The sequence below is a fragment of the Streptomyces sp. NBC_00286 genome (genome assembly GCF_036173125.1).
GTDB lineage: Bacteria > Actinomycetota > Actinomycetes > Streptomycetales > Streptomycetaceae > Streptomyces.
Genome location: NZ_CP108054.1, coordinates 691,637 through 705,819, shown reverse-complemented (window position 1 = coordinate 705,819; position 14,183 = coordinate 691,637). Strand labels below are relative to the sequence as shown.

The 14,183-nt window shown below is 71.1% G+C and carries 12 protein-coding genes; 8 read left to right on the top strand and 4 right to left on the bottom strand.

The annotated features are described in order from the left end of the window. Nucleotides 1–117: 117 nt before the first annotated feature. From OHT21_RS03365 to OHT21_RS03345, 5 genes are read left to right on the top strand one after another with little or no spacing between them, the layout of a single operon-like run. Nucleotides 118–1,338 carry a PAS domain S-box protein gene (locus OHT21_RS03365; RefSeq protein WP_328766683.1) on the top strand — a complete coding sequence of 407 codons (1,221 nt, stop codon included), beginning with the start codon at nt 118–120 and terminating at the stop codon, nt 1,336–1,338. After that, nucleotides 1,335–1,721 carry an STAS domain-containing protein gene (locus OHT21_RS03360; RefSeq protein WP_266492988.1) on the top strand — a complete coding sequence of 129 codons (387 nt, stop codon included), beginning with the start codon at nt 1,335–1,337 and terminating at the stop codon, nt 1,719–1,721. The genes OHT21_RS03365 and OHT21_RS03360 overlap by 4 nt, the downstream gene beginning before the upstream one ends. After that, nucleotides 1,718–2,149, top strand: a complete 432-nt coding sequence (locus OHT21_RS03355) for an ATP-binding protein (RefSeq protein WP_328766682.1) — start codon at nt 1,718–1,720, stop codon at nt 2,147–2,149. Before OHT21_RS03360 ends, OHT21_RS03355 begins: the two co-directional genes overlap by 4 nt. A 13-nt stretch (nt 2,150–2,162) precedes the next feature. Then, nucleotides 2,163–3,194, top strand: coding sequence for a SpoIIE family protein phosphatase (locus OHT21_RS03350; RefSeq protein WP_328766681.1), 1,032 nt, complete (start codon nt 2,163–2,165; stop codon nt 3,192–3,194). A gap of 38 nt (nt 3,195–3,232) precedes the next feature. Next, complete coding sequence (locus OHT21_RS03345; protein WP_328766680.1) at nt 3,233–4,411, top strand: PAS domain-containing sensor histidine kinase; 1,179 nt, start codon at nt 3,233–3,235, stop codon at nt 4,409–4,411. A 90-nt stretch (nt 4,412–4,501) separates the two neighbouring features. Here the strand turns inward: OHT21_RS03345 and OHT21_RS03340 are convergent, their stop codons facing one another. Both OHT21_RS03340 and OHT21_RS03335 read right to left on the bottom strand, forming a co-directional pair. Beyond that, nucleotides 4,502–6,073, bottom strand: a complete 1,572-nt coding sequence (locus OHT21_RS03340) for an oleate hydratase (protein ID WP_328766679.1) — start codon at nt 6,071–6,073, stop codon at nt 4,502–4,504. Nucleotides 6,074–6,296: 223 nt separating this feature from the next. Then, a complete protein-coding gene (locus OHT21_RS03335; RefSeq protein WP_328766677.1) occupies nt 6,297–6,689 on the bottom strand; it encodes an STAS domain-containing protein in 393 nt (130 codons plus the stop codon). Nucleotides 6,690–6,977: 288 nt separating this feature from the next. Here OHT21_RS03335 and OHT21_RS03330 point away from each other — a divergent pair, with 288 nt between their 5' ends. Beyond that, on the top strand, nt 6,978–7,418 hold the full coding sequence (locus OHT21_RS03330) for a pyridoxamine 5'-phosphate oxidase family protein (protein WP_328766676.1): 441 nt from the start codon (nt 6,978–6,980) through the stop codon (nt 7,416–7,418). A gap of 312 nt (nt 7,419–7,730) precedes the next feature. After that, nucleotides 7,731–8,756 (top strand): 2-hydroxyacid dehydrogenase, encoded by a 1,026-nt coding sequence (locus OHT21_RS03325; protein WP_328766675.1) that lies wholly within the window; start codon nt 7,731–7,733, stop codon nt 8,754–8,756. A gap of 267 nt (nt 8,757–9,023) precedes the next feature. Here OHT21_RS03325 and OHT21_RS03320 read toward each other — a convergent pair whose 3' ends face one another. Both OHT21_RS03320 and OHT21_RS03315 read right to left on the bottom strand, forming a co-directional pair. Further along, nucleotides 9,024–10,508, bottom strand: a complete 1,485-nt coding sequence (locus OHT21_RS03320) for an anion permease (protein ID WP_328766674.1) — start codon at nt 10,506–10,508, stop codon at nt 9,024–9,026. Between the two features lie 426 nt (nt 10,509–10,934). Next, nucleotides 10,935–12,674: a sensor histidine kinase gene (locus tag OHT21_RS03315; RefSeq protein ID WP_328766673.1), complete on the bottom strand. Its 1,740-nt coding sequence runs from the start codon at nt 12,672–12,674 to the stop codon at nt 10,935–10,937. A gap of 488 nt (nt 12,675–13,162) precedes the next feature. On the opposite strand from OHT21_RS03315, the gene OHT21_RS03310 reads away from it, so the two are divergent. Continuing rightward, entirely contained in the window at nt 13,163–14,155 is a 993-nt protein-coding gene (locus OHT21_RS03310) for an Acg family FMN-binding oxidoreductase (protein ID WP_328766672.1), read from the top strand. Nucleotides 14,156–14,183: the final 28 nt, after the last annotated feature.

The window sequence follows — 14,183 nt, the reverse complement described above, 5'->3', positions numbered from 1 at the left end:
GGTTCCTGATCGGTTTGCAGTGGGGCGCGGGTAGCATCGGCCGCGCCGGGGATCAGGGGCGCCGCCAGGCAGGCGGCCCGGCTTGGGGATTGATGATGCGGAAGGGCGGGGCCGGGCATGACGACGCCACCGGGAGGCAGCCAGGATCCGCCGGCGAGCCTGCGTGATCTTGAGACGATGCTGGACGCGGTCACGGACCATGCCGTCGTCAAGCTGGGGCCGGGAGGTGAGGTGGTCCGCTGGAGCCGCAGTGCCCAGGCGATGACTGGCTACGCGGAGCCCGAGATGCTGGGGCAGTTGGTGTCGGTGCTTCACACCGAGGAAGACAGCGGCGCCGGGTTGATGGAGCAGGAACTGGAGTCCGCCCGCCAGGACGGGCGGCGGGAGTTCCAGGGCTGGCGGGTCCGCAAGGGCGGCGAGCGATTCCTGGCCCACATCTCCCTGACGCCGGTGCGCGGCGAGCACGGTGCGGTGAGCGGCTTCGTCAAGGTCTTCCGGGACGTCACGGAGAGCGCGCGGGCCGAGTCGCTGTTCCATGGGCTGCTGGAGTCGGCCCCGGACGCGATGGTGATCGTGGGATCGGACGCGCGGATCGTCCTCGTCAACCGACAAGTGGAGGCGCTGTTCGGCTTCGAACGGGCCGAGTTGGTGGGCCGGGAGATCGAGGTGCTGGTGCCGCCGCGGTTCCGCGACCGCCACGTCGGCCACCGCTCCGGCTTCCTCGCCGATCCCCGGCTGCGGCCGATGGGGGCGGGGCTGGAGCTGTCCGGGATGCGCCGGGACGGCACCGAGTTCCCCGTCGAGATCAGCCTGAGTCCGCTGGAGACCGCCGAGGGGACGCTCGTGGCGGCGGCGATCCGGGACGTCACCGAGCGCCGGGAGACCGAGCAGCGGCTGCTGCGGCAGCGCGACGAGATCCTGGAGCTGTCCACGCCGGTGATCCAGGTGTGGGACAAGGTGCTGGCGCTGCCGATCATCGGCACACTGGACACGCTGCGGGCCACTCGGCTGACCGAGGGCTTGCTGGAGAAGATCGCGCAGACCCAGGCCGAGGTGGCCATCCTGGACATCAGCGGGGTGCCCACCATCGACACCCAGGTCGCCCAGCATCTGCTGAAGACGGTGCAGGCGGCCGCCCTGATGGGGACGGTGAGCATCATGAGCGGGGTGCGGCCAGAGACGGCCCAGTCCATGGTGCACCTGGGCATCGACATGGGACGCCTGCGCTCCCGTAACACGTTGCAGGACGCCTTGCAGCTGGCGTTGGCGGTGCTGGCCGAGCGGGCCGGGACCGCAGCGGCGGCCGCCCGGGCGCTGACGTCGGGGGAGTCGCAGTGACCGAAGACGTGGTTCCGGTCATGAAGATCGGTGACACGCTCCTGGTCGCGTTGCACGGCGACTTGGACGACACCACGGTGATACAGATCGAGGAGCAGCTCACCCGGGAGGTCGCGCGCACCGGTGCGTCGGGCATGCTCATCGATGTCAGCCGGCTGAGCGTGGTCGACTCGTTCATCGCCCGGGTACTGGCGAGGATCGTGGCAATGGTCCGGCTGCTGGGGGCGCAGGCGGCCGTGGTGGGGATACAGCCGGCGGTCGCCATCACCCTGGTGGAACTCGGCGTGCCGATGGGGCATCTGGACACTGCGCTCAACGCCGAACAGGGCCTGGCTCTGCTGGAGCGGCTGCGACGCGCCGATACCGGTACGGATCGCCCGTGACCGCCGCTGGTGCTGTGACGGACAGGGAACCGTCCGTCTTCGACATCATCGACGAGTCCGACCTGATCCGCGTCCGCAAGGTGCTGCGCACCGAGGCCGAGGCAGTGGGGCTCAACCTGGTGGACGCGACCAAGCTGATCACGGCCGGCAGCGAGCTGGCCCGCAACATCCTCAACTACGCAACCGGCCGACGTGGCCGGGTCACCGTCGAGCAGGTGCAGCGGCAGAGTCGGCGGGGTGTGCGAGCCACGTTCGCCGACGACGGTCCGGGCATCGAGGACATCGACGCGGCGCTGACCGATGGCTTCAGCACCCGGGGCAGCATGGGATTGGGCCTGCCGGGGGCGCGGCGGCTGGTGGACGACATGACCCTCACCTCTGCCGCCGGGTCGGGTACGACCGTGGTGATCGTGAAATGGCAGCGGTGAGGGGGGTAAGGGTGTGGCGGCCCTGAGCGAGAGCGAACATCGCCGCCATGCCGTCGCGGCCGAGGAGGACGTCGGCGCCCTGCGCCGTGCGGTGGCCCGCATGGCCGCCGGACAGCACGCGGTGCGCCCGGGCGTGGCCGAGCTGGTGGCCACCGAGCTGGGCACCAATCTGCTCCGGCACGCCCACCCGGGCGGGTACGTGCTGGCCCGGAAGGCCTGCGACGGGATCGAGTTGCTGTCCGTCGACCATGGCCCGGGGATGACCGCCGCTGCACTCCCCCCGTTGGCCGGGGCGGCCTCGCCCGTCGCGCTGCCCTCGTCTCGCGGGGGCGGTCTGAAGGCAGGGCTGAACGTGGTCAGGCGGAACGCCGCCGAGTTCGACTGGTACGCCACCCGCCGCGGCACCGTCGTCTACGCCCGGCTTGGCGCCCCTGCACCGGCCGGGCCCACGGGGTGGCTCTTCGGCGGGGTCAACGTGCCTCTCGGCGGCGACGGCGAGTCCGGGGACGCCTGGGCGGTCGCGCCCGGCTCACCCACAGCCGCCCTGGTCGTCGACGGACTGGGCCACGGCCCGGGAGCCGCCGCAGCGGCCTGGGCCGCGATCACCACGTTCGAAGGCGCTGCCGTCACCGACCTCGACCGGCTCGTCCGGCACGCCCACGAGGTGATGCGCGCCACCCGCGGCGGCGTCCTGGGCGCGTGCCTGATCGACCCTGGGCGTGGCGAGCTCACCTACGCGGCCGTCGGCAACATCACCGGACGGGTCGTCACCGGCGGCCGGTCCGCCCACCTGCTGGACCGCCCCGGCACCCTCGGCACCCAACTGTCCGTTCCCACCGTCCGCCTTCAACACGGTCCGTGGGAGCCCGGATCGACCCTCATCCTGGTCTCCGACGGCATCCGCTCCGCCTGGAGCCTGGAGGACCACCCGCGCCTGCTGGACCACCATCCGGCGATCATCGCCGCCGTGCTCCACCGCGAGTACGGCCGGGCCACCGACGACGCCACCGTGCTCGTGGTCCGCCAAGTCACCGCCATGGCATGATGAACCGGTTCTCGTCACCACGCGAAGGGCGGTCAGACATGGGGGACGTATCTGGCCTCCGGACCGCCGACGGTACGGACGACGCGGCCGCGCAGCAGGCCGAACTGGCGCGCCGCGCACAGTTGGTGGACGAGCTGAGCCAGGAGCTGGACGACACCAACCGCGGCCTGATAGCCCTGCACACCGAGCTGGAGGCCGCCCGTCGCGCCGAAGCCAGGCTCGCAGCCATCGTGGCCTCCTCCGACGACGCCATGATCTCGGTCGGCCCCACTCACCTCATCCAGACCTGGAACCCCGGCGCCCAGCGGCTGTTCGGCCACACCGAGCAGCACATCGTCGGCCAGACCATCGACACGCTCATGCCCGACGCGGCCTTCCACGTCTTCCAGGCAGTGGTGGAGCAGATCCGTTCCGAAGGGCACGCCGACTCCTACCAGAGCCGCTGGCGCCGTACCGACGGCACGGACGTCGACGTGGCGGTCACCGTCTCGCCGATGCGCGATGCGGAAGGGGCCCTGATCGGCTTCTCGACGGTGGCGCGGGACATCACCCACCAGCTGGTCGCCCAGGCCGAGTTGGCCGCCGCCCGCGCCGACCGCGAGGTGATGGCCGACCGCGACCGCATTGCCGGCGACCTGCACGACATGGTCATCCAGAGGGTCTTCGGTGCCGGCCTCGCGCTGCAGAGCATCACCGCTCGCATCACCCGCCCCGACGCCGCGACGCGGATCCACACGGTCATCGGCGAACTCGACGCCACCATCCGGGAGTTGCGCGGCACCATCTTCAACCTCAACCAGCCCACCCAGAAGGCGGCGAGCCTCCGCTCCCAGGTCCTCGACGAGACCTCGACCGCACAGGACCGGCTCGGCTTCGCACCCTCGGTGGAGTTCGGCGGCCCCGTCGACGCCGCCCTGCCCGACGAAACCGCCGCGCACCTGCTCGCCGTGCTGCGTGAGGCCCTGTCCAACGTCGCCCGCCATGCCCACGCCACCGCTGCCTGGGTCGCCGTCCACGCCGGAGACGAACTGCGCCTGGACGTCACCGACAACGGTCGCGGTCTGGGCCGGCCCACCCGAAGCAGCGGCCTGACCAATCTGCGCCGCCGCGCGGAGAAGCTCGGCGGCACGTTCGAGGTCGCCGACCGCCCCGAAGGCGGTACCCGCCTGTGCTGGCGCATCCCCCTCACCCCTGGGGAGGCGGCTCGCACCCGCTGACCCGGTCCGGCCGGCAGCGGGCGGCCCGACACACACGCGGCGGTATGGGCCCGACGCCACCCGAATGCGTAAGTCGATCGCCCCACGCGGTTACCGGCGGTGCATGGTCTCCAGGGCGGCGGCCAGGACGTGGGGGTCGTGGTGGCCCTTGTAGACGGCAGGCGGTCGCCCATCAAGGCCGAGGAGTTGAGCCACGGCTGTCCAGGCGGTGCGTACGGAGTACTCGACGGTGAAGACGACGTCGTCGGGCACGTTGGCGAACTGGCCGATGAAGGCGAGGTTGACCGACCCCTCGGGCACGACCGCGGGCCGGTCGTCGCGGCGGCGGGCCAGGAACTGGCTGGTGGCGTACGGCATCAGGCAGGGCACGACGGTGGAGGTCTGAAGGACACGGGCAGCCACCGCTTCGTCGAACGGCAGGTGGTGCAGGACCTCTTCGAGGATCTCCCGACCGGAGCACATCGTCATCGGCTTGGGGGTGTGGTTGCCGGCTCGGCCGGGATGCAGGCCGTAGCCCCACCAGACGGAGACGCCCTCGGGCTGGTCGGGGTAGACGGGCTGGCGGTTGGCGACGATGGTGAGCAGCCAGTTGGAGTCGGTGAAGGTCATCAGGCCGCCCCGGCCGGTCTCGCGGCCGCTGAACTTCTCCAGGGCGTCCAGGAAGGCGGGATCCTTGGTGGTGACGGTGAACGACTCGAAGCGGGACTCCTTGACGTGCTTGTCGAAGGCGTCCGGATTGCCGAAGTCGTCGCGTCCCCTGGCCAGGCGGTGCCACAGCAGCCAGGCGTCCGAGCGGTGGGGATGCGGGGGCGGTGCGGCGGTGTGCGAGCCGAAGCTGGAGGCGTCGGTCATGGAACCGTTGGTGACCAGGACCAGGTCCTCGAGGGACACGGCGATCTTCTCGTCGTGGCCGGCCCGGGAGAGGTAGATGGTGGTGACCGTGGTGCTCCGGCGTCCCGGCGCGAGCCCGAGGTCGGTGACATGGCAGCCGGTGTGGACGGTGACGCCCCGTTCGCGCAGCCAGGCGGTCAGGGGGCGCACGATGGAGTCGTACTGGTTGTAGCGGGTGCGGTGGATGCCGGACAGGGAGGCGAACTCGGGGAGAAGGTGGATGAAGCGCCTGAGGTAGCGGCGGAACTCGATGGCGCTGTGCCAGGGCTGGAAGGCGAATGTGGTGCACCACAGGAACCAGAAGTTCGTGGTGAAGAAGTGCTCGCCGAAGCAGTCGGTGATCCGCTTGCCGTCCAGGTGTCCCTCGGGGGCGGCCAGGCAGCGCACCAGGTCCAGGCGGTCGTGTTCGGTGAACCCCATCGAGCGGGTGTCGACGATCTTCCCGTCGCCGCCGACGAGGCGGGCGATGTCGTCCCAGGCGAACTCCTCGTGCCCGGCCAGGATCTCCTGCGTCACCGACACCGACGGGTCGTCCAGGGTGGGGATGCCGGACAGCAGGTCGTACGTGCAGCGGTACTCGGCCTCGAACATCCGCCCGCCACGCATGGTGTAGCCGGTGTTCGCCGTGCCGCCCGCGTCCAGGCTGCCGCCGATGTTCCGCTGCCCTTCGAAGAGGTGGATGTCCGTTCCGTCGAATCCACCGTCGCGGATCAGGAACGTGGCCGCGGACAGCGCCGCGATGCCGCTGCCCACCAGATACGCCTTCGCCATCACACAGCTCCTCGTCCTCGCCCGTCGATCGGGAATCACGTCACCCACGGTTTCCTACGCCGCGACCGCCGTCACTGGGCCGATGGTCACCGCCTTACGGTCCGACCGGACTTGACCACGGTCCGCCCGGACTCAGAGACAGCCGCTCGCCGTACACACGCACAGACGAGGACGGCACAGCGGCCCGGGCAGTGGACCGATGCGCTGGCCCACGGCCCTGGTATCAGCCCGCGCGGGCGGGGACATCACCGGTTCCGGGCGTACGGGCCAGGGTCCCGTCCATACTGGCGTGCAGCTCGAAGACACCTGCCAGGCCCACGGCGCGAAGGGTCCGCCGGAAGCGGACGCTGTCGGTGACCAGCCGCAACCGGCCGTGCCGGGCCACGACTCGGTTCCGAGCCCGGCAAAGAACCCCCAGACCGGCGCAGTCGATGAAGGCCATCGAGCGCAGGTCCAGCACCAGATCGGGGTGTAGGCCGGCGGTCAGGGCCTCCAGCCGGGCCGCGAGAGGCGGCGCAGTGAAGATGTCGATCTCGCCGCGCAGCTCCACGACGGTTGCTTCACCTGTGGTGCGGTCTGTGTGGTGAGGCGCGGACCTGGTGTCGATGTCGGACATGGTCTGAGACAACAGGGCGAGGCGAGACGAGGGAAGGGCCGATCGGCCCTGCGGCTGGACCGGCCGGACCTGCCGGGCAACAGCCCTGAACCCGCACGTGGGCTCAAGGAACACTCGCTGTGACCTGTGGTGCGTATCGGGTCGCTTGCCGTCCGGTGCCGGATCCCGGTGGGACTGGGGCTGTTTTCCGGCACGGCCGGGACCGATGGCCCCTCACCCCGCGCTGTCCTTCGGCCGAGGATGGTCTGAAACCGCACACCGCGGTACCCGGCGAAAGACGGACTGGCCATGTACCCCAACGACGGATTCCGTGAACTCGACCCGCAGGAGTGCCTCCGTCTGCTGGCGAAGGCGCCGGTCGGCCGCATCGTGCACACACGACACGCCCTGCCCGCGGTGCTGCCCGTCAATTTCTGTCTCGATGGCGACGGCACGGTGCTGCTGCGCACCTCGGCCGCCTCGGAGCTGGCCCGCGCGGTGGACGGGGCGGTGGTCGCTTTCGAGGCGGACGAGGTCGACGCGGCGAGGAACGCCGGCTGGAGCGTCGTCGTCACCGGCCGGGCCACGGTCGTGACCGACCCCGGCGAGCAGAAACGGCTGGCTCGGGTTGGCCCGATCTCCTGGGCGCCCTCACCCGAGGAGGTCTTCGTCCGCATCCGTCCGGAGCTGGTGACCGGGCGTGAGCTCATCGGTGGCCACACGCTGTACGGGGTGGACCTCACGCCGTGAGTCGGCCCCGGGCGCGAACGGCCCGGTCCGGGAACGTGGCCTGAACGGCCCTGATGGGTACGCGACGCACAACCAATGGTCAGCGTCTTGGTCTTGAAGCGCAGGTGGATGGTGGCCTTGCTGACCCCGGCGGCCTGGGCCACTGGTCCAGGGACATCCGGGTGTAGCCCTGCTCGGCAAGCAGAGTGAGCGCCGCGGCCACGATCGTGGCCTCCTTGCTACGGCAACGCGTCCGTCCTCCGGTGCCGCGGCAGCCTCCCGGGTGGTGGCTCTTCGGCATGCCGCCAGCAAGTCCCTGTGGGAGGAGAGCACATGGAGATCGTCGCGTACGGCGTCCTCGCGGACGAACAGCCGCTGCTGCGGGATGCGTTCGACCGGGAGTTCGGCGCCGCGCATGAACTGCGCTGTCTGGGGCTGTTCTTGAACCGGGACACCGCCCCCATCGCGGCTGGGCATGAGGTGGTGCTCAGCAGCGTCAACGACACCCTGGACGCCGAGGTGCTGCGCGCGCTGGCCAAGGGCGGCACGAGGATGATCGCCCAGCGGGCCACCGGCTACAACAACATCGACCTGACGGCCGCCGAGGAGTTGGGGCTGACGGTGGCGCGGGTGTCGTACTACTCGCCGTACTCGGTGGCCGAGTTCGCCTGGGCGCTGGCGCTCGCCGTCGACCGGCGGATCGTGCGGGCCGCGCACCGCACCCGGGAGTTCGACTTCCGGCTCGACGGGTTGTTGGGCCGCGACCTGCACGGCCGGACCGCCGGGGTGGTGGGCACCGGGAAGATCGGGGCCGCGTTCGCCCGGATCGCGCACGGCTTCGGGATGCGGCTGCTGGGCTGGGACGTCGCCGAGAACCCCGACTGCCTGGCCCTGGGCATGCAGTACGTCGAGAGGGAGCGGCTGTTCGCCGAGGCGGACCTGGTCAGCCTGCACGTACCGCTGCTGCCGGACACCCACCACCTCGTCGACGCCCGCGCCCTGGCCCTGATGAAGGACGACGCGATCCTGGTCAACTCCAGCCGCGGCGGCCTGGTGGACACCGGCGCGCTGCTGGAGACGCTGCGCGCGGGACGGCTGAGCGGTGTCGGTCTGGACGTGTACGAGGAGGAGGCCGGCGTGTTCTTCCTCGACAAGTCCCTTGAGGTGATGACCGACGAACGCCTCGCCCGCCTGATGACCTTCAACAACGTCCTGGTCACTTCACACCAGGCGTACTTCACCCGGGACGCCGTCGGCCAGATCGCCGCCACCACCGTGGGCAATGTCGCGGACCACTTCGCCGGCCGTACCAGCGACAACACCCTCGTGCCCCGGCGCGAGACCGGCTCAGGGCGGTGACCGGACACGTTCCCACGCCGGGACGGCTGACGAGGTGAAGCCTGCTGGCCCGCCGTTCGTCCAAGAGAGCGCTGAGGGCAGGCGCCCGCACCGCACGGTCAGCGCTCTGGCCAGGGAACGCCGACGGGTGACGGCGGTCCTTCGTGGTCCCGGCGGCCGGGGACGAGGCGGTCGGCCGTCTCCCACCGCTGGGATCCTCACCGCAGGCCACGCCGTCCGGCCCGGCTGCTCCTGCCGGGCCGGACGGTCAGTGCGTTCGGGGCGGGTTCACCAGTGTCCGAGGACCTTCAGCCACACGGCGCCGACGCCCATCCAGATGACGATGTTGGCCGCTGCGGCGGCCAGTCCGGTGCGCCACCACTCGCCGAGGGTGACGTACCCGCCGCCGAACAGTACGGGTGCCGGGCCCGAGGCGTAGTGGGTCAGACCGCCGTACAGGGAGCTGATGAAGCCGAGCACCAGCGCGGCCATCACCGGTGGTGCGCCGGTGGCCACCGCGGCTGTGAGGAACGCGGCGTACATCGCGGCCACGTGGGCGGTGTTGGAGGCAAACAGGTAGTGCGAGAACAGGTAGACCAGGGTCAGGGCCACGAAGGCGGCCTGCCAGCCCACGCCGGAGACGGCGTCGGTGATCGAGCCGCTGAACCAGCCGATCACGCCGAGGTCCTGCAACTGGCCGGCCATCATCACCAGCACGGAGAACCAGACCAAGGTGGTCCAGGCCGACTTCTCGGCGACCAGGTCGCCCCACGTCAGTACGCCGGTCACGAGCAGCAGAGCGACGCCGGTGAAGGCGGAGACGGTGGCCGACAGGTCCCAGACCTGGCCGCCGACCGACCACAGCAGGAGCAGCAGGACGAACACCGCCGCCATGGTCCACTCGTTGCGGGACATCCGCCCGAGCTCGGCGAGCTGGGCGCGAGCCTGCCCCGGCGCCTCGGGGGTTTCGCGCAGTTCCGGCGGGAAAATCCGGTACAGCAGCGCGGGGAGCGCCAGCAGGGCGACCAGGCCGGGCACCATCGCCGCGATGGCCCACGAGGTCCACGTCAGGTGCACCCCGCGGTCGGCGGCAAGCTTCTGCACCAGCGGGTTGGCGGCCATCGAGGTCAGGAACATCGCGCTGGTCACCGTGTTGACCTGCATCGCCGTCACGCTCAGGTAGGCGCCCAGCTTGCGGCGGGACTCTTCGCCGGGGTGCGAGCCGGCGGTGGCGCTGAGCGAGCGGATGACGGGATGGATGACGCCGCCGGAACGGGCCGTGTTGCTGGGTGTGGCCGGAGCCAGCACCAGGTCGGTGAGGGTGATCCCGTACGCCAGGCCCAGGCTGCTGCGGCCCAGCGCGGTCACAAACCGCAGCGCGATCCGGCGGCCGAGGCCGGTCTTGGTGAAGCCGAGGGAGATGAAGAACGCGACCACGATCAGCCAGATGGTGGGCTCGGAGAAGCCGCCCAGGGCGACGTCCGGCTCCAGCGTGCCCGTGATCATGGTGACGGTCAGGCCGACCAGGGCGACCGCGCCCAGCGGCAGTGGCTGGAGGATCAGGCCGAGCACCGTACCGGTGAAGATGGCCAGGACCGCCCATCCACCGGACTTGATCCCGTCGGGCTGCGGCAACAGATAGACGATCAGCCCGACCGCTATGGGGACGAGCCACTTCAACGCCGTCCACGCCGTGGCGGCCCTGGGCCCGGACTTGGTAGGGCCCGGGGCGGACCCGGCGAGTGATCCTTCGGTATCCCGGAACGGGCTCATCTGTGCCATCCCATACGTAGGTCCCGGCACGCCTCGGAATGCTCAGCCGGAACAGAGTCGAGCTGTCGCATCTACGGTGACGGACGGAGAAGGGCCCTGGCGCGAGGCGACCGGCCTCAGTCGTGGGGCCGAACGGCACCACAGGGGACGCCCGAACGGCGCGGCACACCGGGCCGCATGACGCCGAGTCAGCGCAGGCGTGGGAAGCGTGCCACGACAACCCTCGGTGTCGTCGTGCTGGTGCTCGCGGCCGGGACCGTCGGCTACACGGTCGGCGGCGACACCGTCGTGAAGTGCCACGACGGGGCACCCGTTCACGACCAATCGGGTGCCGGGGGCGTCGCAGAAATCCGTCCGCCTGGGCTGGTTCCGTCGGCAGTGCTGCCCGGTCGGCGGGCACTGGACACCGGCCCGCCCTGTCCGGGCCTACTCTCCGTCCGCTGCGGGCAGGGGAACGGTCCATTCCATGACGGTGCCGGTGGGCCGGTTGGCCATCATGGCCAGGCTGCCGCCCAGGTCGGCGGCGCGCCGCTGGAGGTTGGATAGGCCGCTGCGGCGGGTGACGGCCGGATCGATGCCGGATCCGTTGTCGGCCACGCGCAGCCGCAGCCGGGTGCCGTCCGTCTCGGCGGTGACCTCGACGCGCGTGGCGTGTGCGTGCCGGGCGGCGTTCGACAGCGCCTCGCGCAGCACCGCCAGGAGGTGCTCGGCATGGCCGGCGGGCACGCCGGTGTCGAGCAAACCGGTCATGCGCAGCGAGGGCGCGAAGCCGAGCGTGTCGGCGGCCTGGTCGGTCTCGGCGACCAGCTGGGCGCGCAGCCCGCCGCGGTCCCCGGAACGGTCGTGCTCACGCAGCGCGAAGATCGTGCTGCGCACCGTCTTGATCGTGTCGTCGAGATCGTCGATCACCCGCCGGATGCGCTCGGCCGCCTCGGGCCGGTCGGCCAGTCGGCCGAGCACCGAGTTCAGGGTCATCCCGGAGGCGAACAGCCGTTGGATGGCCAGGTCGTGCAGGTCGCGGGCGATGCGGTCGCGGTCGTTGAGAACCAGCAGCTGATCCGCGTCCCGGCGGTGCTCGGCGACCTCCAGGGCGAGCGCGGCCTGGTCGGCGAAACCGCCGATCATGGCTATGGCGGCGTCGGGGAAGTCCGCACCCCCGGGCAGGTTGGCTACCTGCAGCACCCCGCGCACCTGCTCGGAGGTGCCCAGCGGGAGGAGGAATCCGGGCCCCAGGTCCAGCCGTCCCGCGGAACCGCCCTCCGCCTCGGGCTCCGCCGACAGCCTGCTGCTGGTGATCCGCTCGCTGGAGTGGTAGACCTTCGCGGCCAGCGAGGTGGCTGCCAGCACCAGTCCGCGCACCAGTTCAGCGCCCTCGCCGTCGGCGGCCTCGATCACCAGGCCGTCGCCGCCGTTGAACGGCACCGCCAGCGTGACCAGATCGGCCCCGGCCAGCCGCCTGACGGTCGCGGCAACCTGATGCAGCACCTGGTCCGGGTCGTTGCCCGACAGCAGGCCGCGGGTCAGCTCGCCACTCGCCGCCAGCCGGCGTTCCCGGCGGCGTGCGTCGTCGTACAGCCGGGCGTTTTCGATGGCCACCCCGGCTGCCGCCGCCAGCGTGCGCAGCACCGCCTCGTCATCGTCGTCGAACTGACCCCCGCCACGCTTGTCGGTCAGATACAGGTTCCCGAAGACCTTCTCGCGCACCCGCACCGGCGCACCCAGGAACGTGGTCATCGGCGGATGCCCTTCCGGGAAGCCCACCGACTCGGGATGCGAACCGAGGTCGGCCAGTCGCAGTGGCTCCGGCTCCCTGATCAGCAAGCCCAGGATGCCCCGGCCCTCGGGATAGTGGCCGATCGCGCCGATGGTCTCCTCGTCCACGCCGATCGTGATGAACTGCTGGATCCGCCCTTCCTCGCCCACCACCCCCAGCGCCCCGTACTCGGCATCGACCAGGGCCACCGCGGACTCGGTGATCCGCCGTAGCACCACATCGAGATCCAGGTCGGAGCCGATCGCCAGCACCGCATCCAGGAGCGTGTGCACCCGGTCGCGGGTAGCCCCCACCCGCGACACCTGTGCCTGCAAACCCTCCAGCAGATCGTCCAGCCGCGACTGGCGCGCCGCCGATCCGTCCCGCGGTCGTTCTGCCGGGGTGTTCGCCATTCCCGTTCCTTCCGGACTAGGTGCCTCTGGCACGTTCCCAGAATGCCCCCAACGGTACGGCCGATGCGCGAACGGGTGTGTGAAGAGCAGGCGTCACGGCGGCCACGACATCGCCTCTCCGGACCTCACGCCGGGCCGAGGGTGGCGCGATCTTGTCGTCATCGGCGAAGGGGAACGCGGCGAAAGGTGCGCTGGCCGGGCGTGCGGCGCTCCGGGGGCCGGTCTGCTGCGACGTCCACCTGGCGAAGCATGTGCAAAGAGCGCCTGACTCCTGAACGAAAGTCGGCCATCCGCACGGCGCAGGATTTCGTGAGACTGCGGGGCGTCCCAGGGCGGACACTGGAATCGGCTCGCCGGGCCCGAACCGACCGGGATCCCGCCCGGTGCGACCGCCGCCACGGCCGTACCGCACGGTGCACCTGTCTGGTCATGTGGGTACCCGGTAGTCGCACTACGGTGGTGGGTGGCGGGCGTCTGAGGAGGGTGCGATGCCCCTGCGACAGCTCGATCAGAAGACGGTGACCGCGCTGGTCGCCGCGGCCACGGCGGCTCCGTCCATGCACAACTCGCAGCCCTGGCGTTTCCGCTTCGTCGCCGCCGAGCGGCTGCTTCTGCTGCGCGGCGATCCCGAGCGGGCCATGCCCCGGTCCGATCCCGGCAACCGGGCGCTGCACATCGGCTGCGGAGCCGCGCTGTTCAACCTGCGCGTCGCCGCCGCGCACGAGGGCCTGATCCCGGAGGCCCGGCTACTGCCCGAGCCGGGCGACCCGCTGCTGTTCGCCGCCGTCCAACTGGCCGACTCGGCCGGGCAGCCGCACGACAACGACTTGGCGCGGCTGCACCCGGCGATCCGTCAGCGGCACACCAGCCGCCATCCCTTCGCGGACAAGGACATACCCGAGGAAGTGCAGGCCGACCTGCGGGAGGCCGCGACACGGGAGGGAGCCGGGCTGCTCTTCACAGGCCCCTGGCACGCCGAGACCCTGCTCGACTTGGTGTATGACGCGGAAAGCCGGGACGCCCTGGACCCGGACCGCAGGGCGGATCTCGACCGCTGGACCCGGCTCGGCCCGGAGGCGGACACCGCCGTGGACGGCGTCCCCGAGTACGCCTTCGGTCCGCGCCGCCGCGACGGCAAGGCTCCGCAACGGGACTTCGCCGGGCGGCGACCAGTGGCCGACCGCGGCGCCACCACCTTCGAGCGCACCCCGCACCTGGCGCTGCTCAGCACCCCCGGCGACACCCCCGCAGAGTGGCTGCGCGCCGGCCAGGCGCTGGAACGCGTCCTGCTGGAGGCCACCCTGGCCGACCTGGCTACCTCACTGACGTCCCATCCGCTGGAGACCTCCGACCTGCGGCCGTTGGTCCGAGACCCGGTGGCGGGCAAGGGTCACGTGCAAATGGTGCTGCGCCTCGGATACGGCCCACGGGGCCCCGCCACGCCCCGCCGCCCCGTCCGTGATGTCCTCGAGGCCGGGTAATCCGGCCTTGCGGTTGCCACTATCCCGG